A 24,992-nucleotide genomic window follows, 5' to 3' on the forward strand; every position below is an offset into this window, starting at 1 on the left:
GCGTTGGAACTCGGCACGGCTGGCTAGACTCGCACAATGCGAGAGACTGACTTTTTTGAAGAAGTAGAGGCGGCCGATGTCTGGACGCCCCAGCAGTACCGGTTGAATACCGAACTCATAGAACGAATCCATGCGGGGCCACTCCAGAATGCCACTGACGTAGAGATTGCTGTTCCTTTGGCCAGGCTTGTCCATGACGAATATCGCAGCCGTGGCACGGACAACAATCCGAGGATTTCGCAGGCTGAGTCCCGCGCCGTTATGGCCGCCTTGCGAGCCGTATTGAAGCGCCTATCGGTGGATTTTCAGCCGCCATTCACAGACTTTGACGGGTTCTACACCTACTGGAAAAACAACAACGGCTACGGTTCGTGGCAAGCTCGGCGTCAGATCCTTGCTGAGCTATTTGACCCCTTGCACGAACAGCTCGCAGATTTGGAAGCGGGTACGGTCGCGTCGGTCCTCGCTGAACCTGTAACCACTCAGCCACGGACCGGTTGGACCCGAGTTGACGAAGAAATCACGGAACTTCGACGCCACTTCGCGAACGCCAGGACCGAACAGGACTACCGCAATGTCGGCAACGACTGTGTGATCATCCTGGAACGCCTGTCTGAGGCAGCCTATGTCCCGGCGCGGCACCTGCCCGAGGGTGAGGAAGAACCTCCTGTAGCCCAAACGAAAAATCGTTTGGACCGCGTGATCGAGGTCGATCTTGCTGGTTCGGAGAACGCAGCTCTTCGGAAGCTTGTCCGTTCAGCGATTGAGCAGGCCCAGGGAGTCAAGCATGGCGCAACAATAAACCGTCGCTATGCGGGGGTGGCCGCTGACTCGGCCATCCTTCTCGCGAATATGCTGCGTCGCATTAGCGGTGGCCAGGAATCAGACCAGTAGCAGCTGGCGGCACGCAAGAGGGCCCTGCACACCGTTGGTGTGCAGGGCCCTCCTGTGCAGGGGTCAGGATCGGAAGAGGCGTTTCCACCACGGGCGGGTATTGGCCTCCGCGTCGTCCTGGGTGCTTTCAAGGACAGCTTCCGGGTATGCCGCCTCGGATGCCGATGAGGCGCTGGCGTGCAGGATGAGCCCGGTAACAACGTTGCCCCGTTCATGCGCGGTGATCATTTGCTCTCGTGTTGAGATTCCATCGTCCATCACCAGTTCGTCTCCGATGTTCAGGACAAGGGTTCCCGTGGTCCGCACTGCGTCGAGCCACTTTCCTTCGGCTCCCGTTGTCTGCGGCGCAAAGGACGCGACAAGGACGCAGTCTGCGTCGGTGATGATGAAGTCATTGCCCTGTTCCCTCCATGCCCAGCCCTCGGCGCGTTTGATTGAAGCCCGAGCATCAAACCAATGCAGGCCGCGTTCGGCGTAGGCCGACGAGATCGCTTTGGGAACGGAACCATCACCCAGGGCGATCTGCGTGATCCCTGTGGGCCGGAGCAGCATAAAGGGATACACCACTTCCCCGTCAGGGCCTGTGGCGATTCCGACCTGGTAGCGCATGTTGTCGGTGTCGTCTTCGTTGAAGATGAGCAGAGGGGACGCGTCCGGCGAGAACGGTGTGTCGGTGGTGCTGTAATGCTCGCTGAGCATCTGTGCCGCGTTACTGGGCTCGGGCAGCATAACGATGCACGCTTCCAGTGCGTCAGCGTAGGAACTGGAATCGCTCAGCGCATAGAACCGTTCGGTGGTCGTGATGCCCAGTACGTAGCCTGCCGTGGCGGGGATGTCCCAAATGTCTTTGTAGTTGTCTGCCAGCAGAAGGAATGAGGGACGTGTCCTCACGGGTGCTGCAAGGTTCAGTTCCAGCTTGGCGAGCATCTGGCCATTCCCGGCTGGCATGGCCCCCCAGCGGGCGGTGCCCTGCAACTGGTCATTGATTTTGACGGTTCCCTGGGCGTCGAACAGGTCAAAGAGATGCAACAGCTCCGGGGCGGGGGTCAGCGCTTTCTTATCCAGAAGCACTACGAACAGAGGCGGCAGGGCTGGCCCGTCTGTATCGGGGCGGATGCCGGCTGCACCGTGGACGAAGATGGTTCCGGCTATGAAGTCCTGATTTTCGGCGTCAATCCGATGCGGCGCGATGGTCTTTTGCGATGGTCCCGGTTGGCGGTTGGCATTTTCCTGGCGGCGGCGTTCTTCCCGGTTCATGCAGTTTTCCTTTCGTTGCCAGACGGTGCTGGCTGGACGGTTGTTGCGTCGAGGTTCAGGCCTTCGGGCAGCGGGTCAACGGGATAGCGGGTCATGTTGTGGCCGTGGTCCGAGCGGCATTCTGACAGCGGCCCCCCTTCGGCCATGATCCGGTCAAAATGGCGGTCAGCGTGATCAAGCATCCAGGTACTCAGTGCGCCGCCGCCTTCGGCGTAGGCGACTTCGTAAGCCTGCCAAAGGGCAGTCAGGCGCATCATGACCGACTCGTGGTTCCACCACTGCCGGCACCACTGGATGGGCGGGGTCCCGCGTTGGGCGAGGACGCCCGGGCGTGAATCGTAGTGTTCATAGAGCGGCCCGTAGATGCCTTCGTAGAAGTCGTACACGGTACGGAAAGCAGGCTCGGGAGTCTCTTCCGTGTCCTCGGCGGCCGGTGCTTTGGCATCAACCTGGGTATCAGTGCTGTCAGTGATTTCCCCGGTCGAGGTATCCACCCCCGCGGCTTCTGCAACGTCGCCGGCCAAGCGCGAGTCGATGCTTTCGGTGACGGCGGACCAGTCCAGCTGATCAAGCCGGGCGTCCACTTCGGCTTCGAGACGTTTGGTGTAGCGACGGAGAGCAACCTTTGCCACCAGGTCCTCCATGGCCGCGGGGTCCAGCCCGGCCAGCGCAGCACCGCCAGCACCGGGCGAGGGAAGCTCAGCCGCGCAGTCGTCCTGGCTATCGGCCGGAGCAGCGGGAGGCGTGCCCGTGTCTTGTTCGGCGTCAGTTTCCTCAAAGAGCAGACCAGTTCCCGGAAGGTGCTCTTCCGGGAACTGGCCGTTCTGTTCAGCGGTGCCGCTCACGCTGCCACCGGCGTCATGTCAGGGTTGCGGCGCACAGACTCGGCTTCGGCTACAGCGTCCTGAATAGTCCTTTCAGCCTGCGGGTCATGGGCGCGAAGGGACGCCTCGACCGCTTCCTTGTGCTTGGTCCACATCCACGGGGTGGACTTGACCAGGGCAGCCCGGTTCTGGCCCGTAATCAGGATGCCCCGGCCCTTGGGAAGGGCGGCGAGCTCGGCCACATCGAAGATGCGGTCACGGTGTTCCTGGGCCGGACCGCGGGGGGAATCCTTGGATCCGGGTGAACCGGGCGTTGTGTAGTAGTAATCCCCGACCGCTTCGGAGGTTTTGGAGAGGAAGGGGCCAGGCTTGTTGCCGCCCAGGTACAGGACCCAGTTGGCGGCTTGGTACAGGGCTTCCATGCCCTTTTCGCCCCAGACGGATTCGCCTTGGGAGTAGGACTGCAGAATGGTGGCCACGAGGATTCCACGGGAGCCAAAGTGGGAGTATTCCTTGGGCAGCTTGGACCAGCGGCAGACGTTCGCCGCTTCATCCAGGATGGCCGAGAGGGGGACAGGCAACCGGCCCCCAGGGCATTCGGTGGCGAATTCCACGGCCGCTTCCAGCACGGCCACGGCCATGGCCGTGACCAGTGCGCGGCCGCCACCGGCCGAGTCCTTGGAGAGCGAGTAGAGGGTGTCCTTGCTGCGGACGAACTCTGCCGGGTTGAAGTGCCGGCGTCCCCGGTACACCGAACCGGGAACCTCCGGGGAGGCGACCTCATCACCTTCAACAGGGTTGACCCACCGCGCAATCTCATGGTTGGTCAGGCATTCAGTCATGATCTGCGCCGTGGAAAACACGCCGGAACGTTCGGGCAGGGAGTCCGGGGAGAAGATGCTGGCCAGCTGGTTCAGGACCTCGACGTGGCGGGTCTCGTTCAGGATCGCGATGGCCTCAGGTTCGCGCACGTCCCGATCCGAAATCCATTCCTGCACCGTGGACAAGGGCAGGCCTTTCACGGCGGCCGCGAGGAAGAACCCGCGAAGCAGCTGCGTGGCGCGAAGCTCGAAGAACTGGAAGCCCTTCTCTCCTACGGATTCCATTTCGGCCTTGGCGAACGTGTCAGCCAAAGTCCATGCGCTGGCCGCGTCATGGACCATCGACAGCGGATTCCACCACCAGCCCGGCGCTTCCCCGACAATGCGCTGCGGGTCAAAGACCCAGATATTTCCGCCGTTCTTGGCTCGCACGTCGCGGGTAGCGTCAGTCAGGAACCGCTTGTTCTCGGTGACGATGACCGCGCCGGGAGCGTCCAGGATGAACGGCACCGCATAGGAGGCGGACTTGCCGGCGCGAGGGCCGGCAAAGATCAGGCCGACCAGTTCAGCGTTCGCGTACAACGGCTGGGACGTGGGGACGATCTTTCCCAGTTCGAAACCGGGCCAGCCGTCAGCCTGGCACTTCATCTTCCGGTTATCGGCAATCGTGACCTTGGCCGAAAGAGATTTGACCTCTTTGAACGCCGCCATGTGCCGGGCTGCCGGGTCCACCCAGGAGGACTTCGGGGATGCTTTCCGGGCCAGGAGCAACCCGCCCACGATGACGGCCGCGATCACAGCCGCGACGGTTCCCATCCCGGCGATATACAGGCCGGAGAACTCCCGCGGCCCCTTCACCAGCTCCTGGACGACGATCTGGGGCCCCGCCCAGGTGCCGGTGGCGTAGAACCCGCCGACAGCCAGGCCGGCCACCACGGAGAGAAGCACACCGATCAGGACGGCAGCGCCGATGATCGTTGCCCGGTTCTTTTGGCGCAGGTACCGCGCCCGTGTTGGTGCACCCATCAGGCGGCCGCTCCTTCCATCTCAGCGTCTTGAACTTCCGTCGGCACGAACCGTTTGCTGCGTTCGTCGGTGACGTGGTGCTTCTTTTCAATGTCGGTCAGGGTCATCTTGACCGGAATCCCTGCCCGGCCCGGCACCTTCAGCAGAATCTTTCCGGCGCCGGGAGGGGGAGCCGGGGTGCCGTCGGGGTTGAATTTCGGCTTCCAGTCAGGCGGGGTGTTGAAGCTGTTCACGGTTTCAATTTCCCTGGCGTTGAGCGGCTGGACCGCACTGAGCTCGTGCAGGTCATCGAGGGACAGGGCCATGAGGCCCAGGATGCCGCTGCGCTGGGCGAAGCCCTTGGCCGTGGCACGGTCCTTCTCGTTGGGCAGTGACAGGAAGTCCTTGGGGCTGTGGGTGATTTTCAGTTCACTGACACCCAGGCCACGGTTGGTCCGACCGATACGGTCTGCCCGGTCGATGATGCCCTCACAGGCACGCATCGGGTACCAAAACTCGTCCTGGACGGCCAGATAGCCGCCCCAGTGGACGGAGGGATCATGCTGGGAGATTTCCCAGTGGGCATCGATCGCGGAGAAGCCAATGTTCCAGGTCGCCAGCATGGCCGCCGACAGGAGCTTGGTGTTCGACGCCGGGATGGATGAGGTATCGAAGCAGAACCCGCCCGGATTGCCCAGCGGCACGGACATGGCATCGCTGCCGCCGATCAGCGGCCCCATCTGGCCGTTGAGCATGGCGAGCACTGACAGGTGCAGCGTCCGGTACTCGGAAAGAAACTCTTCCGGGCTGTTGCAGGCGACAGCCGAGAGAACTTCCGGAGGCGGGTTCAGGAACGCGGCCTTCAGATCGTGCGGAGAAGCGTTCCGGACCCGTTTGATGACCGAACGGACCAGCAGGTCCAGCGCGGTATCTTCGAAGTCCTCCAGCGGGCGGCCGCGGTTGATCTGTACGACCAGGGCAACCATGTCCACAGCCTTGCCGATGGCTTCCTGGAGCAGTTCTTCCCCGAGGTTCCCACCGATCTTGTGTGCCGCTTCTCCCAGCGCCCCGAGGTGCATCAGGTTGATGCGGTCCTTCCCGCGTGGGCCGAAACTGAATCGTTTCCCGCCCATAAGCTCGATCATCTCGCCGTACTCATCCTTCAGCGGGTCAAAGACCATCGGAACGATGCCGCGTGCGGCCATGGAGTAGATGAACCGCTGCGCGACCGAGGACTTGCCGTTGCCGTTCAAGCCAAAGAGCATCATCGTGGCCGAGGAAATCAGGCCCGCGTCATACCAGGACTTCATGTCCCCGGCCACCGCAGTGCCCACGTTCATATCTCGGCCCAACGGGGTGCCCAGGTTCGGCCGGGACGTCCCGGCTGAGAAAGGATAGATCCCGCACAGCTGGTTCGAGGACGAATACCACTGCGGAGGCTTGGGACGCTTGCCCCAGCGGCCTCCACCGAATCCGGTAAAGCCCTTGGACGTTTTGAAGTGCTTGGTTTCAGGTGCCTTTTTGCTGGACATTAGTTCGTTCCCTTTCCGAGCCAGAGGGGAGAGCCGGAGTAGCGCCACGGCAGGACACCGAACGGAAGCGTGGTGTGGAAGGCGGCCGAACCGGCGTGCTCAACGAACCGGTATGGCATGATGAGCTGGTTCATCAGAGACTTCACTTGGTTCAGCGCATCCCGGTAGGACTTCTCATCCGGGGAGAACGTCACCGTGACCATCATCGAAAACAGCGAGAGCCTGGCACCTGTTGCCAGTTCCTCTTCGGTCTTCTCTGCCACGGCCTTGGCCGCCCGGTCCCAGGACGTCGGCCGGCCTTTGCGGGTACTGATCTTCCAGTCAGCAGTTTTGACCAACTTATCGACAACCTTGGCCCCCGATCCGGGGTCCACCGGCCGGTAGAACAGTGCCACCCGCTTGCGGAGGAACTTGGAGTTCGGTCCGAAAATCCGGTCAAAGCTCCTCGAGGTGATGTGCGCGCCGGGAGGCACGGTCATCATCAGCGTCATGGAAGCAACACCGTCGTGGAACACCACACGGCCTTGGGAATCATCGAAGAATCCCGGACCGGCATGCTGCCAGTCCTTCACGGCCTGGCGGCCGCTCAGGGCATCCAACGCCATTTCCTGATCACGCATCGGCTGATACGCCAGCTGCGCGATATGGGCCAGTTCCGCCTCGACCAGAGGTTCCGGGGCACCTGCCCCGGCGTCGCTGAGCATTTCGCTCTGCGCCGGCAGACGGGAAGCGACCTCGGCAACTGCGGAAGACACGTCCTTCTCCGAGGCCCCCAACGTTTCGGTGTCCCAGACCATCGTGGCGTACACGTTCAGCACCGCCGACCGTGCCGGGAGGGTGCCCACCGCGTGGTCCAGGACTTCCTTGGCGAAGTCCGGTGCCCCCGGCACCACGTCTTCACGGATCGCCGCACAGGTGCCGGCCGAGGACTCGGACGCCGAGTCAACCACGACCGTGGCACCGGTCAGGCCCTCTTCGACGCTCAGGGACGAAAGCCAGACGCCGAACTTGGACACCTGTGAATTCACCGTCGATTGCTCCTGCATGGCAGCGCCGTCCGGGGAGCACCCGAACACGGCCGCCAGCTGGCCCACGGACTTGTGGTGCAGCAGTGAATACTCACGGCCCAACCCGTCAGTGCCCGAAATCGTGTCCACGTCCAGCAGCGCGCCAGGAAGGCGCTCAGCATCCTCAGGGGGAAGCGTCGACAAGGCCCCGGTGACGTAAAACGACGAACCGGAAGCGTTCCGGGACGCCAGGGACAACCGATCAGTGACCTTGGCAATGATCGTGGTTCCACCGAACTTCACCATGCCCAGCAGCACAATCATGGCCGCGACCAGCACAAGGAGCACAGCGGCGAGATAGAAGCCCCGCATCAGCAACAACAGGCCAAGGACCAAACCGGCAGCGCTGACAATCACCGCTGGCAGGCTCAGCCCGTACAGGCCAGGGGACGCTGGCTGAAGCCAGTTCCCGAATTTTTCCTGGGGAACGTTATCGCTCATGATCCCAACACGCCCTTTCCGTCAGCGTCTTGTGCCCCGCGGGCTACAGTCCCGCCCAGAGACTGGGCAGCTGCGTGAATTCCTGCTTTCGACCCGGAAGCCCCCGTGGACGGCGAACCACCGGCCACGACCCCACCAGAAGACGGCTGACCGGCCGAAGGACCAGCGCCACCAGCTGAGGACCCACCCGAACCCGTGCCACCGCTGGCCCCGGAAGAGCCAGGTGCACCCGAGGGGCCACTACCGCCCGAGGGGCCGGACGGGCCGCTGCCACCGGATGAACCTCCTCCACCGCCCAAGACGGAGCCCCCGGAGGACCCGGAGGAAACCGATGCGCCCTGAGCCATGGACATGCCGGAACCAGCCGTGCCGGCCTTGCCAGCAGCAGCGGCACCGGCAGCAGCTGAGCCGCCGCCCGTGGCGATGGCTGCTCCCCCGGCCACACCGGCGGAGACGACAGCGGCACCGGCAGCCATGGCCATGGTCCCGCCCGCAGCTGAACCCATCGCGGAGGTTGCAGGGCCCAGGAGCTTCATGATCGCCGGAAGGGCAGCCACAGCCAGCACCAGCAGCAGCATGCCGTTGATGACGCCTCCAATACCGTCACCGCCTGATTTCAGCTTCCACGCGAACGCGTAAATTATCGCCGCCACCGGCTTGTAGATCAGGAAGGCAATCAACCACTTCGTGATCGTCGCAAAACCGCCTTCAGCGCCGCGGATCATCGCGGCCGCCGCAGCCACCGGCCAAAACGCAATCAAAAGCGGCAGGACTGTGGCGCGGATAATCATGATGATCCACTGCAACAAAGTGGCAATCACCCCGAAAATCCCGGCAATAATCGCCAGGCCCGCACCAATGGAACCGGTCGCCTGCGAGGCGGGACCAATCGCGCCGTATCCGGAGACCGTTACACCGGCCTCGTTAAGGATCCACTTCGCGAAGGCGTCACCGGCAGGAATGGCAACCTGCATCAACGCTGTTCCCAGGGTGGTCACCAGGAATGTCATCAGCAGGGCCTTGGAGACCTTCACGGCCTGATCACCTCGCGCGTGGACCATCGTCCACACGCACGCGACCATGATGCCGATCGTGGCGAGGAAGATGCTGATCACCTGCAACTGGTCCCCGAGCCACTGCATGGACGCGCCGTCCAGACTGACGAGCATTCCGGAATCCAGCCAGGACGTCAGGAAGCCCTTCATAATCGAATCCCAGGCTCCCATCATGGTTTCACCGAGGCCGTTGGCCCCGGAGTCCACGGCAGAGTTCACCGCACCCGCGGCGGCATCCTTCGCGCCGCCAACGACGCCGCCGATCACCTTTCCCGCCACGCAGGCTGCACCGTCGGTCAAAGGATTGCAATCAGCCATTTGACGCACTCCATTCAACAAATCCGCCCTTGACCGGTACCGGGGGCTGGCCGACGAACGTCGATCCGTCGTCAAGAATTTTGAGTTTCCAGTCCCCGTCCACCCACTGGAAGGTCAGGGGAAGCCCCGCGTACCCGGAGTTGCTCGCTGCCGTGGCCACGACCAGCGTTATGGAGGCTTCGTTTCCGGTGAAGCTGTCCACGATGAAACCCGAAAATGACGGGGGCGCCGTCATAGCCGCCTTATCAGGTGTTTTGGCGAGCAAAACCTCCTTCCCCGGAGAATCTATGCCGTAAAACTCACCGGCTTTACGGGCGTTAATCAGGTTTCCGGCTGCGTTCATCGAGACGGCCGTCAGAGCTGCTCCGAGCGGTGAGCGGGCGAAGCAGGCCGGGAATCCGTCCTTGGTCTTGGTTGGGCCGTAGGTGTCCGAGACAGGCCAGGTCCAGCCCTTCTCGGCGTTCCAGCGGAGGTCTTTGGGCATGGCAGGTTTGGAAGAGATATCCCCTGCGGGGACGTTGCAGCCGCCCTCATTCTTGGGTGTTTCCACGGCTACCGGTCCAGACGGTTCAGGCTGGCCGGAGGGCTTGACCACGATCAGGATCAACAGAATCGCGACGACGAACACCACGAGGACGGAGGCCCACAGGGCGACCTTCCCGCGCAGCGTTTGCGGCTTCTTTGTCGTAGGCATGGGCTCTCCTAACCGACGAACAGGGCAGCGAGAACACCGGCCGTGCCCAACCCAATAGCACCGGTCAGCCACCAGCCGGCCTTGCCCATGAACTCTTCACCGCGGCCGCGCTGGTGGGCGAAGAACAGGCCGATAAACAGAACCATCAGGCCCAGCACGGCGAGGGAGCCGCCGATGATCTTCGTCCACATCAGAACGGTGTCGAGCCCGTCCTGGACTTCCTTGGGCAGCGGCTTAGCCTCGGCCACGACGGTGGTTGCAACGTTGGTCAGCTTGGTCATAACGGTCATTTCGTTTCTCCTTTAATCGTTGAAAGTGCGGTGCGGATCTTTTCCAGGTCCTTCGCAGGTACGTCAGTGAAATCTGACAGGGCAGAGCGTTTGATCAGCAGACCCGGCACCCACGGGACGGGTACCAGAGGAACCGCGCCGCCGAGAACTTTGAGCTCGTTCTGGATCAGACGCGGCATGCGTCCCGGTGAGGCCGGGACGATCAGGACGGTGCTGAACGCGGCCCGTCCGTGGGCGGCAATGGAAGCCTTGGCCGCGTCGATGCCGTGGAGGCTCGCACGGGCAACAAGCACTGCCGGTTCCCCATTAGCGGGCAACTGTTGGCCATGGTCGGCGCCGTCGAGGATCGCGGCCCACGCTGTGGCACCGGCCCCGCCGTGCGCGGCCACGAACGGCATTGGCTGTTCCTCGGCTGCCGGTGATGGCTCCGGTTCAGGGGCAGCGGCCTGGACTTCCGGGGCGATGCTTTGCGCGGCCGTCACCCACGGACTGACGTTCTCGGTTTTCTCTGCCACGGTCATAGCCCACGCGCCACCGCAGCTGCCGCCCGCAGCCACGCCCTCCGGGTCGCCGGTTGAAGCGCGCCAAAACGGATCTGGCCCGACTTCAAGGCCTCATCGAACGGCACCACCACCACGTCCCGGACGTAGGGGCGGAACTTCTCTGCCGTCTCCTGGGACAACCGCGCTTCGCCCCGTTGCCGTTCGGAGACGATCACGACGGCGTTGGAAGCAAGGTCAGCCGAGCGTTCGCCTTTCAGGTCCAGACCCTGCAAGGTCAACAGAGCGGCCTCTACCCGGTCCTCTTCGTTGGTGGTGGGAACCACCAACTGGTCCGCGTGATCGATCATGCGGTTCCACTCGGCGCTCCGGTGGTTGTTGCCCGAATCCATGAGGATCAGCCGGTAGTACTTGGAGAGAACCCGGTGCAGAATATCGACCTCTTCAGCGGTGACTTCGTGTGTACCGGCCACGTCGGCATCAGAGCGCAACACGTCGTACTTGTCCGTGCTCTGGTGGTGCACGAACGCGTTGATATCCGCTGACTGGGCCGTGGGCGACAGCAGCGCATCAGCGGCCGCAATCACATCCAGTGCGCTCCGGGAATGATCACCTTTTTCCGTCCGCCACCCCAGGGTGCCCGTGGTGGGGTTGTTGTCCCAAGCCACGACACTGCCGCCGTTACGGCCGAACACGGCCGCGAGGTCGGCAACGGTAGGCGTCTTGTTCGACCCGCCCTTCTGGTTAGCCACAGCGATGGTGCGGGTGCCGGCGAAGTGCTTGGAGGCCAGCCGGATATCTTCGCGTTCGCTCAGCTCTTCCTCCGAGGGTGCCAACGACATGCCCAGGCTGTTGAGCCATCCCCGGATACCCTGGCTGGCTGGTTCGACGGCGCTGGGAGCGGCCAGAAAGCTGCTGGCCTCCCTGATGGACCGGCGCGTAGCGGGCGCTTCTGCCGATGTCCCTGCGGTTGGCGCAGCTGGCGTCGCAGGGGCTTTGGTGACGGTGGTTGTGGCGGACGTAGCCGAGGGAATGCGCTCAATGATCGTGCTGGCGTCCTCCGGGACAGCCTCTGGCTGTTCTTCCTCGACTTCCCCAGCTGGGGAGACAACGAGGTATGAAACCCCGCTGTCATCCATGGAAGTTACGCGGACCGGGCGGCCGAGCGTGGCCGCTTCTCCGATGACCCGCTTCATGAGCGCTTGCCGCAGATCGTTGACGTCCAGGGCTTCGTAGGGGTGTTCTTCCCCGTTGATTTTCAGGACGCCGGTGTTGTCACCGTTGATGATGGCGCTGATCACCGGTTCCGGCTGGATCAGCGATTTTTCGATGGCCATGGGCCTACCTCTTTCGTTTCGGAGTGGTGATGCTGCTCAGGAATCTTTGGGTGCGATGTTGGTGATCAGCCAGGGCTCGTCCTGCCCGGTCCGGTGGAGGGACAGGACCCATGGGCCGTTATTGGTGGTGAACTCGGCCGTGACGGACATGGGGTTTCCCTTCTCCCGGACCAGTACCGGGCCGGACACGATCTGCCGGACCGGGATGCGGCCGGGATCGATGTACTGCGCGGACTCTTGGTAGTCAGCGCTCATGTGCGGCTGCAACGCGTTGAACCACGCCCGGTCCGTCAGGTCGGGGCGGGCGAACTTGCCCATCAGGTCAGCGGCCAGAGCCTTGACCTTCTCTTCAGCGGCCGCGTCCCAGGTCACGGCGGGAACGCCGTGATCTTCAGAGTGGCCGGGGTCCTCTACGGGAATGTTCGTTGTGATGGCAGGCGTCGCCGGGGCGGTCTCTGATGCCGGGGCAGCGCAGCCAGCCAGGGCGGCGGTCACGGCCACGACGAAACCGAATTTGTTGATACTCACTAGAAGTTCACTCCTTGTGCTTTGAGGATCGGGGCCGGGTCTATGGTCTGGTTGATCGGGACCATTGGGTTAGGCAGCGCGCCAGGGAAGAACTCCATGTGCAGGTGACGGCCGGTGACGTTGCCCGTGGCCCCTTCGGTTCCCAGCGGTGTCCCGGCAGCAACGACGTCGCCCTCCTTGACCTTCAAGGACCCGGCTTCCATGTGGTAGTAACCGATGCTCAACTTGCCATCAGTGGTTTGGCCGGTGACGCCGGTACCAAAGGTTCCGTCAAGGTTCCGGACCTTGACGATCTTCATATCCGTCACCGCCACGATCGTTCCCGCGTGACCGGGGGTGGAGAAGTCGATTCCGTAGTGGAAGTTAGCCAGCACTCCCCCGACGGTGCCCGGAGGGGCAGGACGGGGGCCGTAACCGCTGGTCATGGGGGCTCCGGCAAGAGGGTGGACCCACTTGCCGGACAGCTGCCCTACGACCGCTCCCCCGGCGCTGGGGCACGCGCCGGACGCGTCAATGCCCGCGCCGGCCTCCCCGCCCAGGGCCTTCACAATCTCAGCTGCAGGGGCACGGAACTGCGCATAGTGGTTCTCAACGGCGTTGCGCTGGACCCGATGGATCGCCGTGCTCGGCTCCAGTTGCTCCCACCCGGAAACCTTCGCCAGTGCTTTGAAGAAGTTTGTAGCGCTGGTGTGCGGGTCCATGCGGTCCGCGTAGGACCCCCATGCGCCATTGGCGCGCTGCTGGAATAAGCCACGGGAGTCCGGGCCAGCTGCATCGCCGTAGTCGATGACGTTCAGGGTGGACTCACCAATGGCTGCCTGCACACCAAGGATTTGAGCGGCCGCAGGCAACCCGAGGTCCTTGGCGGCCTTCATGATCGCTGCCGCGTTCTCCAGCTGCTTTCCCGAAAAGGCTCCGACCTTGGCAGGGACGTTCCCCACTGCCACGCTCGTGCCGCCCACCCCGCAAGACGCGGCGGCCTTCGCACCACCGGTCCCGAGGAACAGCATCACAATCAGGACAGGGGCAAAAAGAAACGCCGCTACAGCCAACACAGCGGCCGATGAACTTTGTTTCACAGGCTTACTCCACGCCGGTGCTTCCGCGTCCAGGAATCGGCCAGCCACAACGTGCCAGCCGCTTCTACGGTGAGGACCACATCTGGACGCCGCACACGCAACACCACGCCCGACCGGCCATCCTGGAACACGTCAGCGGCACGGTGGGAAGTCAGCAGACCAGCAGCCGCCAAATCATCGATTACAGAGCCCAGGGATTCCCCTAAACCGGTGCGGCGGCCCAATTCCGCCTCGTACGTTACGCAAGCTGCGCGGCCTTCTACGAACTCCCGCTCATCCATCAGCCCTAGAAGTTCAATGAGCACCCTTCGCTGGCTGGACGGGATAGCCAGGCCGTCAACCCATGAGCGGAAAGCCTCACGCTCACAGGCGGCGCGTTCCCTCAGGGTTGCATTCATCGGCCACGGCGTGCCGAACGGCACCAAATTCTTCAAACCCTGTCCTCCCCCTGGAACATCGTTCAATACCTAACCAGCAGCCTCCGACAAGATGGCGGATTATCCATTCGATGGAACGGCGCTATTGTCCCTGCAATTCATCGAAAACGCTTGTCATACCGACCTATTGAGACTTAGGCCTCACCAGCAACCATGCGCGTGTCCCTACTATCCGATTTATTTTCCCTCTTGCAGCAGACTATCGTATTAAGTTAGTCAGTGGAAAGCTAAGAATGCCGAGTGCGACAGAATGAAGGGATGCCCCGCTATGTCCAGCCATCCACCCCCACGCCCCCCTGGGCGGCTGACGTGATCGACGTCCTGGGGATCAACCCGTTGAGGATCGAAATTCTGCGGCACCTTGCCCAGAATCCCGAGGGAGGGACCTCGGGCGACATAGGACGAGCTATCGGGGCAGGCTACAAGACTGTGGCATGGCATCTGCGGCAGCTGGAGGACCGCGGTGCCGTCACATCCGATGCTTCCGAGAACCGTCAAGGGCAGCGAGTGGTCTATCAACTCAAAGAATCTGCCTTCGATGATGCGCTGGCAGGCATCGCCCTTTACGTAAAGGGCTCAACCCTTTGGACGCGTAGTGATCGATCGAAAGCCGATCCAGCTGATTAAGTGCGACACGCGCGGACCCAAATCCGTACATATGCATAACTTGCGTGGCAGGTTAATCCTATGAGTACACAACCCGGTCGAGCCCGCCGCCGTGACGGTGCACTAACCGTGCTCTTACAGGGCAAGGTGATACCCGAACGACGGACCGCCGTCAGCGACGCAGCCGATGCCTCAGGCCTTTCCCTGAGCTTCTACCTGGACACTCTCATCCGGCATCTTGAGGAGAACGGCGGCCTGCCAGTGTTCCCCAAGCCGAAACCCCAAGCTGAGGAGCTGCCTATCCAGGCCGCTTAAAAGAAGAAGGCCCGCGCGAGCGGGCCTTCCGAATCCTTCCATCACCGTCTTTGTTTGGCGACGGGCCGGCGATGGATAAACAGAACCTTCCCGCGAGGGACGGTCCCTTTGTGTTCCCTTCAAACCTGAAAGGATCTTGTCCCCCTTATGGTACCGGACCTTGAACCGGCGTCAACGCATGCCCGCATACGAGTTGCCCCCTGCAACACCACAAGTACGTGCACCCCGAGTATCCCCGGCTACGTTGCCGTACAGGGGTTGCCGGGCGTGTGGAAGCAGCGGGATCCGGCCCAGCTGGGCGAGCACTCGAAACGCACGGAGGCTCCCCGTCGCCTGAACCGGCTCGTGGAACGGGACGAGGAGAACGTCCTGCGCGCCGTTCCCGAGGGCAGCTGCGCGCTGACCACCGACTTCGATTGGCTCGAAGCCATCCGCCATCACCCCAAACTCGCCTTGCGCAGAACTGACTTCCGCCGAAACCTCCTCTCCGTGGCTGAGCTTCTTCTTCAAGGCTTTGACTTCAACAGCCACACCGTGACTCCCGGCAATGCCTATCTGTTGGCCATGGCCGGCATTGGCCAAGGCACCCTGGGGCGCATCAAGCGCTGGCTGATCCGTTACGGTTTCCTCGCTGTCGTCGCTGGCGGCCGCTCAGCGATCTACACACCCAAGAACTGCTTGGGCGCATCCAACCTGCATAAGGACGGCGAACGGGAAGAACGGATGGCCGACCGAGCCGTCTACGTTCTTTGCCGTCCTGCCACCGAAGAGGAGCTGGCCAGATTCGGTGAAGAGGAGGTCCAGCGCATGGATTTCAAGTGCAAGCTGGACCCGATCCTGACGATGTTCGGGTTGGCTGTGGACATAAATGGCAACCCTAACCCCTCCAAAGGAAAAACCGCCCCCAAGGGCATAAAGGCGTGGGCTTCGCCCACCCTGAAAGCCTATTTTCAGGCGACAACCAAGTGGGTGGCCGAGATGACGGCCGCTCGTGCAGACCTGCAATGGCCGCTTGACGGGACGACAAACGCCCTGGATGAGGCAACCCGATCCTTCAATGAGTTGCAAGCGGCCCGCACGGTTCAATGGCACTCACCGCCGATGCGTAAGCTCCGCTCCCGCCATCTCGCGCGGATCCTGGCACCGTTCTTCCGCGCCGACTACACCCCCAGCGATATCCTGCACGCGGTCGACACTAAACCGGATGGCACCGAGCACCGGCACGACGGTTTTGACGGTGCTCTCAACCTGCCCGCTCTCCTTCAAGGCAGGCTCAACCATTGGCGCGTTAACGGCCAGCCCGTCTACAGCCGCAGCCAACGAGCAATCCAACGCTCCCGCGCCGCAAAAGCTCAGGCTGAGGCCGCATTCCAGCGGATCCAGAAGGAAGCGGCCGAACATCGTCCGGCACCCTCGGGCCAGTCCTGGCGAACCAGGTTCGCGGACGACTACCAACGAGGAGTCCAAGAAGCGGCCGCACGCTGACACCCAGTGTGGACCGCTCTGAGATTCATCCTCCTGTCTCCACCGGCCCACAGTGGGGACAGCGCAACGGAGGAGTTTCCCATGGTCCAAGCCGTGAGCGGCCGTCTCCCCTGCCGCCCTGGCCGGGTTCTTTTCAGCCGGGACGACACACATCTACCGCGCGGGGCCGGGCTGGCGACGGCACAGGAACCATGCGTCGTGGCCGGGTTTCAAGGCACATGGGGGCTTGCGTCGTGGTTACGGGCGGGGATTACCACAGCTGGCTACGGCGACAATCGCCACCCAGTAGCGCCGGGCCGCGTGATCCAAGTAATGGCAAGTCCGGTTTTCTACAAAGGCAGAAAAGCAGAAATCTACCAATCAGGAAATCAGGAAATCCGGAAAACTCCCCAAAATCTCCTAGTGGGGCTTGCAAAAAAGTTCCTAGGGGGGCTAGAATAGAGATAAGAAAACAGCCCATCCCGAAGGAGCCGAAACCATGGCCACTGCCACCAAGACCCGCAAGACCGCCGAAGAGCGCAAGGCTCAGGCCGAAGCGCTGCAAGCTCAGCTCACCGCCAAAATCGAATCGTTCACAAGCTCGGATGAGTGGATGAAGTTCTTGGCTTTCGCCCAGGCATTCCACGCGTACAGCCTCAACAACGTCATTTTGATCCTTTCCCAGTGCAACGTGGCCACCCGCGTTGCCGGATTCCGCAAATGGCAGGAGCTCGGCCGTCAGGTCCGAAAGGGTGAGAAGGCCATCAAGATTTTCGGCTACAGCACCAAGAAGGTCACCGAGACCAACGAGGCCACCGGCGAGGACGAAGAAAAAACCGTCGTCCGCTTCCCCATCCTCTCGGTTTTCGATATCTCACAGACTGACCTCATGGAAGGGGCCGAGGACTACAGCAGCCCCGCCCGCCGCCTTACCGGCTCCGATGATCTGGGCATCGTCGCCAAGGTCACCGAATTTCTCAGCGTCCGCGGCTGGACCGTCACCCACGAAGAGATTCCCGGCGAGGTCAACGGCTACACCACCACGGACGGCACGCGCCGCGTTGTGATCGATGCCGGCCTCTCCCCCGCTCAGGCAGCCAAGACGGCTATCCACGAGGCCGCACACGTGATCTTGCACGCCGACGAGGACCACAAGGAATACGTGGCCCACCGTGGCGTCAAGGAAACCGAGGCCGAGAGCGTGGCCTACGTGATGGCCGGAATGCTCGGACTCGACACGAGCGCCTACAGCGTCGGTTACGTCGCCGGATGGTCCAAGGCAGACATGGAGACCGTTAAGGCCACCGCCGCGAACGTCCTCCGCGCCGTGCACGAGCTCGCGGAAGCGCTCGACGAGGACCCCACCGACGAAGCCGCCTAGAGCGGCCCGGGGCGGTCCGTCCGGGCCGCCCCTTACTGAAAGGAGCAACCATGATGCAGCTCGAAGGCCAGGGCGAACTCTTCGCCATCGCGCCGGATCCACTGATCTACACCAACGGCGAGGCCCCAACCCACTGCGTGAAGTGCCGCGAAAAGCTCACCATGGCCTACGAAGGCAGAGGCGGTAAAGGCTACCGCTGGGAGAAATGCCAAAAATGCGCACGGACACCTGACCCCGAGTTCAGCCGGAAACTACGCGAAGCCATCAAGGCAGCCCGCGAGGCAGCAGAGAGCCAATAGACCAGGAGGCGGCGGCCAAATGGCCGCCGCCGGCCTCGCAAGCTCGGCCGGCGGTTCACGGCAGACTCCTGAGGCCCCCCGCCTGCCGCGACCGTCCCTAGACTCCTGGGGCTCCCCCGGCCAAGGCGGTTTCGTTCCACTCATCAATGCGGGACCTAAGCATCTTGCTCAGCTCCTCCGCGGTGGTCGAGTGAAGGTAGTGCCGCACCCCATGGATAGTGACCTCAATGCACTCCTCCTGGTCATCTCCGGTAAGCGCAACGCCCACATGGCCATCTGGCCAGTTCTGCGGCTGCGGAGGCTCATGAGTCTCTGTGATCGGCTCGCGAATCACGTTCACCTGCTGACGTTCAGCCTTTAGACGGCTTGCTTTCCCCATGTGTCTCCTTCTTGAGATTGATCTAGCAAGTATCGCTGACACTCGGACATGTTCCCCATGGTCTAAGACTTTGGGGCGGCCTTCTCCCCTGCCGTCATGGCTGGGTCTTTTTCAGCCGGGACGACACACATCTAGTGCGCGGAGCCGGGCTGGCGCAGGCACAGGAACCATGACGCCGTGAGCAGCTTCTAAGGCACATGGGGGCTTCCAGCGTGGTTACGGGCGGGGATTACCACAGCTGGCTACGGCGACACTCGCCGCCCAGTAACGCCGGGCCCGCGTGATCTAAGTAATGGCATGTCCCGTGTTCTACAAAGGCAGAAAAGCAGAAATCTACCTATAGAGAAATATGGAAAACTTCCAAAGCCTCCTAGTGGGGCTTGCGAAGCAGATCCTAGGGGGGCTAGAATAGAAGTATCAAGAAGCCCACCGGAAGGAACCGAAATGCTCACGGAGACCACCGACGAAAACGGCAACACCGTCATTTTTGACCACGAGGACAAGTGGTTTCAGACCTTCGAATCCCCCACCAACAACATTCTCAGCGGTGATCACGTCGCCGCAGGGGGAACTGGCCGCCAACACTTCTGGATCGACAAAGAAACCCTCAGGGCCTACGTGCCCAACGCCATCCGCCACGAGTGAAGGAGTACGTCATGATCCGCAAATGCATTGCCCTGGTCATTCCCGCCAGACTCAGCGAAGAAGTCACAGCCAGGCCCCAGGACGTTCGCCACGGGACCCTTGAAGCCCTTTACGGCCCACTCGATTGCATCGTCAGTGGCGATTGGCAGGTCTACCTCAGGGCCGACAGCAGCAACCTCCGCACCAACGTCCGGGCCACACAATTGCTCCGGGAAACGGGCCTCTATCTGCCAGAGGTCACAGGAAACGCGATTTACCTAGGACGCGCAGAACACGGCTGGGACACCGACGCTCCCGCACATCTGATCCGCCTCGCAGAGAAGTTGTTCGACACCCGCCTAGCAGCGGCCGAACCCGTCTAACCGCCCAAGGTGGCCGTGACCCCCGGCCACCACCGATCCCCAAGGAGTCGGAACCATGAGCATCACCGTCTACACGATCACCGACGAAGCAGGCCGCGAGTGCAGCAAATGCACCGCCACGAAGAAGGCCATGGACCGCCAGGGGATCACGTACCACGTCCGGGAAATGACGGAGACAGACCGCGAAGCCTTCAAAAAGGCCGGCCACATGACAGCCCCCATCGTCGTCACCGACACCGACACATGGGCAGGGTTCCGCCCCGACAAAATTCTGGCTCTCACCGGAAAGGAATCCTGATGGCACTGACTAAGGAACAGGCCGAGAAGATCCAGGGACGGGGACGAATCGACTCAACATCGTGGTGCTGCTCCGGCCCGTTTCCGCTGGAAGGCTGCCCCGACTGGCGGGCCCACTGGCACGCGGATTGCACGGTCTGCCACTGGACAGAAAACCCCAGGTTCTGGGGACCGACTCCCGAGGACGCCGCCGCACTACTGATTGAACACCTGAACCACGAACACGCACCGGCATGGACCCAGGAAGCCCTTTTCTAAACAGCCAGAACGCGAAAGGAACCAAGACCATGGCTGAATTAGCCGGACAGCTCGCACTTTTCGACACCCAGAGCTTCCCAACCATCCTCGATGCAGAAGCCTATGAAGTCGCCTACTGCCCCGCCTGCCACTCCAACTGGGGCGCCGAAAACGCCCGGGCCAAACCCACCGTTCAGGCCCGCCTCGACCGCGAGCACGAAATGATGACCGATGGCCGCTGCGCCTACATGCACCAGCTCGGAATCACAGAACCGTTCTACACGCTGGCCGAAGTCGCCCTAGTCCGCGCCGGCGGCTGGCCCTGCCCCTATCTACGACCCCAAGGATTCAGCGGACTGTACCAACTCGGTTCGCCCTAATCCCCCCACCCGCAAAGGAGAAACCATGCACAACCCCTACCTTGCCGAAGCCACAGCCCTCCTCACCGAAGCCGCCCAGGAACTCCCTGAGGACGCCACGGCGGCCGCTGCGATCAAGGCCAGCATGGCGCAGGCATACGCCACCCTCTCACTCGCGCAGGAAAGTCGCTGCCGCAACCGCAGCAAAATCCACAACACCCAACAATCCCTAGTTTTTCCTAGCCCCCCTTGCAATTGACACGCAAGGGGGGCTAGAATAGAGTTATGAAGGAGATCAAAAGGAAAGAAGCCGAGGCGGAACTGACCAAGGCCGGATGGAGGATTATTCGGCAGACGGGCAAGCACGACGTATGGGCCTCGCCGGACGGGACAGTCACCGTGGCTGTTCCCCGGCACCGGACCATCAGCCCCGGAGTCGTCCGGCAGATTGCCAAGGGACTGCCGACTACGCCGAGCGGCTGGCAGTAGCCTTCCCGGTAGGGGCTGCAAGGCCCCTACCGGACCACCGCCCGGCAGTACGAGAGGAAGAAATGACCGTCAAGCGCGAGCTCGAAGCTGTAGCCCACAAAGAAGGCAAGTGGTGGATGATTCACATTCACGAGTTGGATCAGGTCACCCAGGCCAGCAGAGCGAAGGATATCCAGGACATGGCCACGGACCTCGCGGCCGCAGTGCTCGACCTCGACCCCGACGAGGTTCAGGTCAATGTCACCCTCCGAGCCCCTGACGAAGCCATGCAGCGCTGGACCCAGGCGCGGGAAGACCTTGATAAAGCCCAGGAGCTTGCCGCCAAGGGGGCCGCAGAATCTCGGGCCGTCGTCGCGGAACTCAGCGATCAGTTCAGCATCACCGAAGTTGCCCGCATGCTCGGCATTTCCACCCAACGGGTGTCCCAGCTCAAGGCGAAGAAGCCCGCTGACGCCTAACCAGAAATCTACAAAAAAAGATTTCTACAAATCTGTACTAGCGAGCTGGGGGAGTAGGTCCTGCCCCGAGCCGAACAAACAAGGAGAACAAAACCATGGCGCAAAAGATCATTCCCGGCGGTTTCGAAGGCCGAGCCATAGCCGGAAAGTCGCCCGAGGAGCTGGAGACACGCAGCCAGGAATACCACGAGGACGTTGAAGCCATCAAAGACGCGATCCTGCGCCAGCTCGGAGCCGGCACTGACATAGGGGAACTCATCTATGCCGGGATGCTGGAAGCCCAGCGGGAAGTCGCAGACGGTTACACCCTTCTGGACAACCGCCCCGGCTCCTGGGAATCGGCAGGACTGTCGCAGCTGATGGACAGTGTTCACGCGCAGCTCGACACCGAAGGCAACTAGCCGCATCCATAGATCCGCACGGTTTCCCGAAAACAAGAAATCTACAAACCAAGAGGCGTGTATATCCGGAAATGTAGATTGGAAGGAATGTAGATTCGGCTTATGCAGGTACTAGCGATTTACTCAGAGAGCGGTGGGGTCACCAAGACAACCACCGCAGTATCGTTGGCTGTCATTGCGGCCAGAAGCGGGCGCAAGGTGACGCTACTGGACCTGGACCCGCGGGCCGCCACTACGAAGTGGGCGCGCGTCGTTCCCGAGGAAGATCACCTACACGTCGGCGCGATCCTGGCTTACGACGATTGCGAAGGCTACGCCGAGGAGCTGGGCATCGTCGTTCCCGCCTGGTCAGAGAACATTCGGGTCATTCCTGCTGCCCGCAGCATGAGCAACCGGGAAGCCGAGTACGCGGACGGTGCTGAGTACCGCCTAAAGACCTCGCTGGTTGGCCTTGAATCCGATTTGGTGGTCATCGACTGCCCCAACAGGCAGGGCGGTCCGCTCATCAAGGGAGCACTGACAGCCGCGGATTCCATCGTCTACGCGTCCAGGCTTTCCGAAGATGGCGTAGATGGCGTGGACGGGGCCCGGCAGACGGTCAGCCAGTTCAAGAAGAACCTGGCCCGTATCGGGGCCACTCACACGCTGGACGAGCTGGGTGTTATCGCGGCCGCCATTGATGACCGTGTTGTGGGGACCCCTGCTGTTGAGCGCGTGGCTTTCGATGACTTGAAACAAACCGGGCTGCTGCTGACGCCCATGGTGCCGAAGCGGACCATCGTTGAACAGGCCCGCCTTGCCGGGGAGTGGTATGGCGACTATCCGAGCGGGCACAAAGTTCTTGACGCCTACACCGAACTATCCAAGAAAGTGATCCGATGAGTAGCAAACCGGACCTGACCAACCGCCGTGTGAGAGCCCAGATCAAGCCTGCTCCTGACGAGCATGTTGATCCCATTGAGCCCCCGGTAGCTGCGCAGCCGGCACCTGCCCGGCAGCCTGTCCCAGCCGCCAAGCCGAACGCCGCACAAGGTGTGCGGGATCTGAATCTCCAAGTCAGCGACGAGGTTGGGGAGATCCTTGATTTCGTGAAGTTCAAGACGAAGCTGACCAAGCGTGCGGCCGTCGAACAGGCAGTGTTGGCCCACTGGTCCGAGTACCGGCAGGAGCAATGAAGCCCCCTCGAAGGACCTTGTTCAGTGAAGTCAGTTCGGAGGTGTGCCATGGGAAACGTGCAGATGCAGGTTCAAGAGAAACCGCTTCGCTTTGTACCGACTTGGTGGAATTAGGAGCAGACATGAGCACACCGCCGAAGCCTTTAGGGACGTTTCACGCGGTTCGCACGCGGGATGCCGTGGCCTTCGCAAGGGATGGATGGCCCTACTTCGCAATGGAACCACGCGGCACAGATCCCAAAGGGGAACCGCTATTTGAGATCAGGTTTGGCGATGGGATCTGGATGCTCGCCGTCTTGGCTGATTTGTCGCCATAGCCTTGAGTGGTCGTGTCCGTCACACAATTGCTGGCCGCTCTCGCTGGCAACGGTAATCTTCAGACATGCACAACGTCACCCAACTATCCACTGCTCGCCCGAAGGTCCTTGAATTCTTCGCAGGTATCGGACTGGCCCGCATAGGCCTGGAATCGGCAGGATTCCGCGTTGCCTGGGCCAACGACTTTGAGCCGGACAAATGGGCCATGTACGAGGGGCAGTTCAGCGATGACTCTGAACACACGTTCGCGTTGGGGGACATAGGGGTCGTAAAGGCAGCTGACTTGCCGACGGATGCCAAACTCGCATGGGCATCCTCGCCGTGCACGGATTTATCCCTGGCTGGAGGCCGGGCAGGCCTCGCTGGGAGTCAATCCGGGACATTCTGGCACTTCATCCGCCTCCTGGAGGACTTGGGAGCAGAAAATCGGCCAGAGGTAGCTGTTCTCGAAAATGTGAACGGGTTGGTGACGTCGCATGGCGGAGATGATCTGGTTGCTGCCATCCGGGCCTTTAACGAGCTTGGATATTCAGTCGATGTGTTGGCCATAGACGCTCGCCGTTTCTTGCCGCAGTCGCGTCCGCGGATCTTCCTAGTAGGCGCACAAAACCCTCCGGAAGACTCTGAAGAGCAGAATTACGAGCTGCGGCCCGATTGGTTGCAATGGATTTACGGCGACCCCACGCTGAGGACTCACCGCGCGGCGCTGCCCGCGCCTCCAACCCCTCAGCTCTCCGGGCTTGGTGAACTCGTTGAGGAAATGCAAACAACCGACGAGAGGTGGTGGGACCAGGATCGGACGGATGCCTTCATTGCCTCGCTGTCACCCACTCAACGCGATCGCGTCAACTCTTTGCGCCGCGACAGCGGCGTTAAATACCGAACAGCGTACCGGAGAACCCGAAACGGGGTCGCTGTTTGGGAAGTCCGCCCTGATGACGTTTCAGGTTGCCTCCGTACAGCCCGAGGCGGCTCTTCAAAACAGGCCGTCGTGAGGCTCGGGAACAAGAGACTCCAAGTGAGGTGGATGACGCCCCTTGAATACGCCCGCCTTATGGGTGCCGGCGACTACGACCTTTCCACAGCTCGCACGAACCAAGCTCTCTTCGGATTCGGTGACGCAGTTGCAGTCCCGGTTGTGGAATGGTTGGGGGAAAACTACCTCATGCCCTTGATCAAGGGAAAGCTGGGCACCCAGTCTCAGAGCGAGGAACTGGTGTCGGTTGTCCAGTAAGAGCACCGCATCTCCCGTACGTAAACCCAAGAAACCGGCCAAAGTTTCACTACCGGCCACCGACGTCCAGCAGTTCCGTCTCCTTCTCAAGCAGTTCTTGAACGAAACGGACGATGTGGGCCGCAAATGGTCAGACGCCAAATGGGGTGTGTACGCGTTTTACGACTATGACGGGGAACCCATCTACGTCGGGCAGACAAACGAGCAGCTGAGAGTGCGACTGGGCAGGCACCTGACCAATCAACGGACCGATGCGGTAGCCATGCGAATCCTCGACCTGTTTGAAGTCGCAGAAGTGGAAATTTGGCCCGCGTGGCAGTACGAGAGCGTAAATCTTAAGGAAAAGAAAGCCCAAGCGTACATTGACGCGAAAGGGACTGCTGAAGGTTTGATTGACACTTTGCCTGTGAGGATTTGATCCTTGCGGGTGGAAGGATGTTCCTCATGCCCAAAGCCTTTCCCGAAGAGTTCCGCCGCGATGTCGTGGCGGTTGC

General features: G+C 61.8%; 32 protein-coding genes. 19 read left to right on the top strand and 13 right to left on the bottom strand.

Features of this window, described 5'->3' with window-relative positions; genetic code table 11:
* Nucleotides 1-36: 36 nt before the first annotated feature.
* Nucleotides 37-894 carry a hypothetical protein gene (locus ACETK3_RS19595; RefSeq protein WP_373993443.1) on the top strand — a complete coding sequence of 286 codons (858 nt, stop codon included), beginning with the start codon at nucleotides 37-39 and terminating at the stop codon, nucleotides 892-894.
* A 63-nt stretch (nucleotides 895-957) separates the two neighbouring features.
* Here the strand turns inward: ACETK3_RS19595 and ACETK3_RS19600 are convergent, their stop codons facing one another.
* Genes ACETK3_RS19600 through ACETK3_RS19660 form a run of 13 tightly spaced genes read right to left on the bottom strand, consistent with a single transcriptional unit; the run spans nucleotide 958 to nucleotide 14,076 of the window.
* Nucleotides 958-2,151, bottom strand: a complete 1,194-nt coding sequence (locus tag ACETK3_RS19600; RefSeq protein WP_373993444.1) for a hypothetical protein — start codon at nucleotides 2,149-2,151, stop codon at nucleotides 958-960.
* Nucleotides 2,148-2,996 (bottom strand): DUF4913 domain-containing protein, encoded by an 849-nt coding sequence (locus tag ACETK3_RS19605; protein WP_373993445.1) that lies wholly within the window; start codon nucleotides 2,994-2,996, stop codon nucleotides 2,148-2,150. The genes ACETK3_RS19600 and ACETK3_RS19605 overlap by 4 nt, the downstream gene beginning before the upstream one ends.
* Nucleotides 2,993-4,822, bottom strand: a complete 1,830-nt coding sequence (locus ACETK3_RS19610; RefSeq protein ID WP_373993446.1) for a type IV secretory system conjugative DNA transfer family protein — start codon at nucleotides 4,820-4,822, stop codon at nucleotides 2,993-2,995. The genes ACETK3_RS19605 and ACETK3_RS19610 overlap by 4 nt, the downstream gene beginning before the upstream one ends.
* Nucleotides 4,822-6,333 carry an ATP-binding protein gene (locus ACETK3_RS19615; protein WP_267785056.1) on the bottom strand — a complete coding sequence of 504 codons (1,512 nt, stop codon included), beginning with the start codon at nucleotides 6,331-6,333 and terminating at the stop codon, nucleotides 4,822-4,824. The genes ACETK3_RS19610 and ACETK3_RS19615 overlap by 1 nt, the downstream gene beginning before the upstream one ends.
* Nucleotides 6,333-7,841: an SCO6880 family protein gene (locus ACETK3_RS19620; RefSeq protein ID WP_373993447.1), complete on the bottom strand. Its 1,509-nt coding sequence runs from the start codon at nucleotides 7,839-7,841 to the stop codon at nucleotides 6,333-6,335. Before ACETK3_RS19620 ends, ACETK3_RS19615 begins: the two co-directional genes overlap by 1 nt.
* Nucleotides 7,838-9,214, bottom strand: a complete 1,377-nt coding sequence (locus ACETK3_RS19625) for a hypothetical protein (RefSeq protein ID WP_373993448.1) — start codon at nucleotides 9,212-9,214, stop codon at nucleotides 7,838-7,840. Before ACETK3_RS19625 ends, ACETK3_RS19620 begins: the two co-directional genes overlap by 4 nt.
* A complete protein-coding gene (locus ACETK3_RS19630) occupies nucleotides 9,207-9,908 on the bottom strand; it encodes a hypothetical protein (RefSeq protein ID WP_253033662.1) in 702 nt (233 codons plus the stop codon). Before ACETK3_RS19630 ends, ACETK3_RS19625 begins: the two co-directional genes overlap by 8 nt.
* 8 nt (nucleotides 9,909-9,916) lie before the next feature.
* Nucleotides 9,917-10,198 (bottom strand): hypothetical protein, encoded by a 282-nt coding sequence (locus ACETK3_RS19635; RefSeq protein ID WP_253033661.1) that lies wholly within the window; start codon nucleotides 10,196-10,198, stop codon nucleotides 9,917-9,919.
* The gene (locus ACETK3_RS19640) at nucleotides 10,195-10,713 is read right to left on the bottom strand and encodes a hypothetical protein (protein ID WP_373993449.1); all 519 of its coding nucleotides are present in this window, start codon (nucleotides 10,711-10,713) and stop codon (nucleotides 10,195-10,197) included. The genes ACETK3_RS19635 and ACETK3_RS19640 overlap by 4 nt, the downstream gene beginning before the upstream one ends.
* 2 nt (nucleotides 10,714-10,715) lie before the next feature.
* Nucleotides 10,716-12,035, bottom strand: coding sequence for an AAA family ATPase (locus ACETK3_RS19645; protein ID WP_253033659.1), 1,320 nt, complete (start codon nucleotides 12,033-12,035; stop codon nucleotides 10,716-10,718).
* 36 nt (nucleotides 12,036-12,071) lie between these two features.
* A complete protein-coding gene (locus ACETK3_RS19650) occupies nucleotides 12,072-12,563 on the bottom strand; it encodes a hypothetical protein (RefSeq protein ID WP_373993450.1) in 492 nt (163 codons plus the stop codon).
* Nucleotides 12,563-13,642, bottom strand: a complete 1,080-nt coding sequence (locus ACETK3_RS19655) for a M23 family metallopeptidase (protein WP_373993451.1) — start codon at nucleotides 13,640-13,642, stop codon at nucleotides 12,563-12,565. Before ACETK3_RS19655 ends, ACETK3_RS19650 begins: the two co-directional genes overlap by 1 nt.
* On the bottom strand, nucleotides 13,639-14,076 hold the full coding sequence (locus ACETK3_RS19660; RefSeq protein WP_373993452.1) for a hypothetical protein: 438 nt from the start codon (nucleotides 14,074-14,076) through the stop codon (nucleotides 13,639-13,641). The genes ACETK3_RS19655 and ACETK3_RS19660 overlap by 4 nt, the downstream gene beginning before the upstream one ends.
* 312 nt (nucleotides 14,077-14,388) lie before the next feature.
* Between ACETK3_RS19660 and ACETK3_RS19665 the strand changes: the two genes are divergently transcribed.
* The 18 genes from ACETK3_RS19665 to ACETK3_RS19750 all read left to right on the top strand — a co-directional run bounded on the left by ACETK3_RS19665 (nucleotide 14,389) and on the right by ACETK3_RS19750 (nucleotide 24,916).
* A complete protein-coding gene (locus tag ACETK3_RS19665; protein WP_373993453.1) occupies nucleotides 14,389-14,706 on the top strand; it encodes an ArsR/SmtB family transcription factor in 318 nt (105 codons plus the stop codon).
* 60 nt (nucleotides 14,707-14,766) lie between these two features.
* Nucleotides 14,767-15,000, top strand: a complete 234-nt coding sequence (locus ACETK3_RS19670; RefSeq protein WP_253033654.1) for a hypothetical protein — start codon at nucleotides 14,767-14,769, stop codon at nucleotides 14,998-15,000.
* Nucleotides 15,001-15,267: 267 nt separating this feature from the next.
* Complete coding sequence (locus ACETK3_RS19675; RefSeq protein WP_373993454.1) at nucleotides 15,268-16,485, top strand: hypothetical protein; 1,218 nt, start codon at nucleotides 15,268-15,270, stop codon at nucleotides 16,483-16,485.
* A 478-nt stretch (nucleotides 16,486-16,963) separates the two neighbouring features.
* Nucleotides 16,964-17,845 carry an ArdC-like ssDNA-binding domain-containing protein gene (locus ACETK3_RS19680; RefSeq protein WP_267785045.1) on the top strand — a complete coding sequence of 294 codons (882 nt, stop codon included), beginning with the start codon at nucleotides 16,964-16,966 and terminating at the stop codon, nucleotides 17,843-17,845.
* Between the two features lie 50 nt (nucleotides 17,846-17,895).
* A complete protein-coding gene (locus tag ACETK3_RS19685; RefSeq protein WP_373993455.1) occupies nucleotides 17,896-18,144 on the top strand; it encodes a hypothetical protein in 249 nt (82 codons plus the stop codon).
* A gap of 823 nt (nucleotides 18,145-18,967) precedes the next feature.
* Nucleotides 18,968-19,168, top strand: a complete 201-nt coding sequence (locus tag ACETK3_RS19690) for a hypothetical protein (RefSeq protein WP_373993456.1) — start codon at nucleotides 18,968-18,970, stop codon at nucleotides 19,166-19,168.
* Nucleotides 19,169-19,179: 11 nt separating this feature from the next.
* A complete protein-coding gene (locus ACETK3_RS19695) occupies nucleotides 19,180-19,530 on the top strand; it encodes a hypothetical protein (protein WP_373993457.1) in 351 nt (116 codons plus the stop codon).
* 55 nt (nucleotides 19,531-19,585) lie between these two features.
* On the top strand, nucleotides 19,586-19,828 hold the full coding sequence (locus ACETK3_RS19700) for a glutaredoxin domain-containing protein (RefSeq protein ID WP_267785040.1): 243 nt from the start codon (nucleotides 19,586-19,588) through the stop codon (nucleotides 19,826-19,828).
* Nucleotides 19,828-20,085, top strand: coding sequence for a hypothetical protein (locus tag ACETK3_RS19705; protein ID WP_373993458.1), 258 nt, complete (start codon nucleotides 19,828-19,830; stop codon nucleotides 20,083-20,085). Before ACETK3_RS19700 ends, ACETK3_RS19705 begins: the two co-directional genes overlap by 1 nt.
* 29 nt (nucleotides 20,086-20,114) lie before the next feature.
* Nucleotides 20,115-20,444, top strand: a complete 330-nt coding sequence (locus ACETK3_RS19710; RefSeq protein ID WP_373993459.1) for a hypothetical protein — start codon at nucleotides 20,115-20,117, stop codon at nucleotides 20,442-20,444.
* A gap of 25 nt (nucleotides 20,445-20,469) precedes the next feature.
* On the top strand, nucleotides 20,470-20,682 hold the full coding sequence (locus ACETK3_RS19715; protein WP_373993460.1) for a hypothetical protein: 213 nt from the start codon (nucleotides 20,470-20,472) through the stop codon (nucleotides 20,680-20,682).
* A gap of 26 nt (nucleotides 20,683-20,708) precedes the next feature.
* Entirely contained in the window at nucleotides 20,709-20,912 is a 204-nt protein-coding gene (locus tag ACETK3_RS19720) for a type II toxin-antitoxin system HicA family toxin (RefSeq protein ID WP_028264585.1), read from the top strand.
* 62 nt (nucleotides 20,913-20,974) lie between these two features.
* Nucleotides 20,975-21,370: a hypothetical protein gene (locus ACETK3_RS19725; RefSeq protein WP_267785034.1), complete on the top strand. Its 396-nt coding sequence runs from the start codon at nucleotides 20,975-20,977 to the stop codon at nucleotides 21,368-21,370.
* Nucleotides 21,371-21,465: 95 nt separating this feature from the next.
* Nucleotides 21,466-21,771: a hypothetical protein gene (locus ACETK3_RS19730; RefSeq protein WP_267785032.1), complete on the top strand. Its 306-nt coding sequence runs from the start codon at nucleotides 21,466-21,468 to the stop codon at nucleotides 21,769-21,771.
* 102 nt (nucleotides 21,772-21,873) lie between these two features.
* Entirely contained in the window at nucleotides 21,874-22,653 is a 780-nt protein-coding gene (locus ACETK3_RS19735) for a ParA family protein (protein WP_253033693.1), read from the top strand.
* Complete coding sequence (locus ACETK3_RS19740; RefSeq protein ID WP_267785030.1) at nucleotides 22,650-22,946, top strand: hypothetical protein; 297 nt, start codon at nucleotides 22,650-22,652, stop codon at nucleotides 22,944-22,946. Before ACETK3_RS19735 ends, ACETK3_RS19740 begins: the two co-directional genes overlap by 4 nt.
* A 382-nt stretch (nucleotides 22,947-23,328) precedes the next feature.
* Nucleotides 23,329-24,498 (top strand): DNA cytosine methyltransferase, encoded by a 1,170-nt coding sequence (locus ACETK3_RS19745; RefSeq protein ID WP_373993461.1) that lies wholly within the window; start codon nucleotides 23,329-23,331, stop codon nucleotides 24,496-24,498.
* Complete coding sequence (locus ACETK3_RS19750) at nucleotides 24,488-24,916, top strand: GIY-YIG nuclease family protein (RefSeq protein WP_373993462.1); 429 nt, start codon at nucleotides 24,488-24,490, stop codon at nucleotides 24,914-24,916. The genes ACETK3_RS19745 and ACETK3_RS19750 overlap by 11 nt, the downstream gene beginning before the upstream one ends.
* Nucleotides 24,917-24,992: the final 76 nt, after the last annotated feature.

This window comes from Arthrobacter sp. E44 (assembly GCF_041877125.1).
Classification (GTDB): domain Bacteria; phylum Actinomycetota; class Actinomycetes; order Actinomycetales; family Micrococcaceae; genus Arthrobacter.

Coding starts and splice junctions, on each gene's coding strand:
- ACETK3_RS19730 (WP_267785032.1), top strand. CDS start 21,466: ATGGCGCAAAAGATCATTCCCGGCGGTTTCGAAGGCCGAGCCATAGCC.
- ACETK3_RS19705 (WP_373993458.1), top strand. CDS start 19,828: ATGGCACTGACTAAGGAACAGGCCGAGAAGATCCAGGGACGGGGACGA.
- ACETK3_RS19710 (WP_373993459.1), top strand. CDS start 20,115: ATGGCTGAATTAGCCGGACAGCTCGCACTTTTCGACACCCAGAGCTTC.
- ACETK3_RS19740 (WP_267785030.1), top strand. CDS start 22,650: ATGAGTAGCAAACCGGACCTGACCAACCGCCGTGTGAGAGCCCAGATC.
- ACETK3_RS19680 (WP_267785045.1), top strand. CDS start 16,964: ATGGCCACTGCCACCAAGACCCGCAAGACCGCCGAAGAGCGCAAGGCT.
- ACETK3_RS19635 (WP_253033661.1), bottom strand. CDS start 10,198: ATGACCGTTATGACCAAGCTGACCAACGTTGCAACCACCGTCGTGGCC.
- ACETK3_RS19615 (WP_267785056.1), bottom strand. CDS start 6,333: ATGTCCAGCAAAAAGGCACCTGAAACCAAGCACTTCAAAACGTCCAAG.
- ACETK3_RS19595 (WP_373993443.1), top strand. CDS start 37: ATGCGAGAGACTGACTTTTTTGAAGAAGTAGAGGCGGCCGATGTCTGG.
- ACETK3_RS19690 (WP_373993456.1), top strand. CDS start 18,968: ATGCTCACGGAGACCACCGACGAAAACGGCAACACCGTCATTTTTGAC.
- ACETK3_RS19620 (WP_373993447.1), bottom strand. CDS start 7,841: ATGAGCGATAACGTTCCCCAGGAAAAATTCGGGAACTGGCTTCAGCCA.
- ACETK3_RS19645 (WP_253033659.1), bottom strand. CDS start 12,035: ATGGCCATCGAAAAATCGCTGATCCAGCCGGAACCGGTGATCAGCGCC.
- ACETK3_RS19735 (WP_253033693.1), top strand. CDS start 21,874: ATGCAGGTACTAGCGATTTACTCAGAGAGCGGTGGGGTCACCAAGACA.
- ACETK3_RS19600 (WP_373993444.1), bottom strand. CDS start 2,151: ATGAACCGGGAAGAACGCCGCCGCCAGGAAAATGCCAACCGCCAACCG.
- ACETK3_RS19670 (WP_253033654.1), top strand. CDS start 14,767: ATGAGTACACAACCCGGTCGAGCCCGCCGCCGTGACGGTGCACTAACC.
- ACETK3_RS19685 (WP_373993455.1), top strand. CDS start 17,896: ATGATGCAGCTCGAAGGCCAGGGCGAACTCTTCGCCATCGCGCCGGAT.
- ACETK3_RS19715 (WP_373993460.1), top strand. CDS start 20,470: ATGCACAACCCCTACCTTGCCGAAGCCACAGCCCTCCTCACCGAAGCC.
- ACETK3_RS19745 (WP_373993461.1), top strand. CDS start 23,329: ATGCACAACGTCACCCAACTATCCACTGCTCGCCCGAAGGTCCTTGAA.
- ACETK3_RS19700 (WP_267785040.1), top strand. CDS start 19,586: ATGAGCATCACCGTCTACACGATCACCGACGAAGCAGGCCGCGAGTGC.
- ACETK3_RS19695 (WP_373993457.1), top strand. CDS start 19,180: ATGATCCGCAAATGCATTGCCCTGGTCATTCCCGCCAGACTCAGCGAA.
- ACETK3_RS19725 (WP_267785034.1), top strand. CDS start 20,975: ATGACCGTCAAGCGCGAGCTCGAAGCTGTAGCCCACAAAGAAGGCAAG.
- ACETK3_RS19610 (WP_373993446.1), bottom strand. CDS start 4,822: ATGGGTGCACCAACACGGGCGCGGTACCTGCGCCAAAAGAACCGGGCA.
- ACETK3_RS19720 (WP_028264585.1), top strand. CDS start 20,709: ATGAAGGAGATCAAAAGGAAAGAAGCCGAGGCGGAACTGACCAAGGCC.
- ACETK3_RS19630 (WP_253033662.1), bottom strand. CDS start 9,908: ATGCCTACGACAAAGAAGCCGCAAACGCTGCGCGGGAAGGTCGCCCTG.
- ACETK3_RS19625 (WP_373993448.1), bottom strand. CDS start 9,214: ATGGCTGATTGCAATCCTTTGACCGACGGTGCAGCCTGCGTGGCGGGA.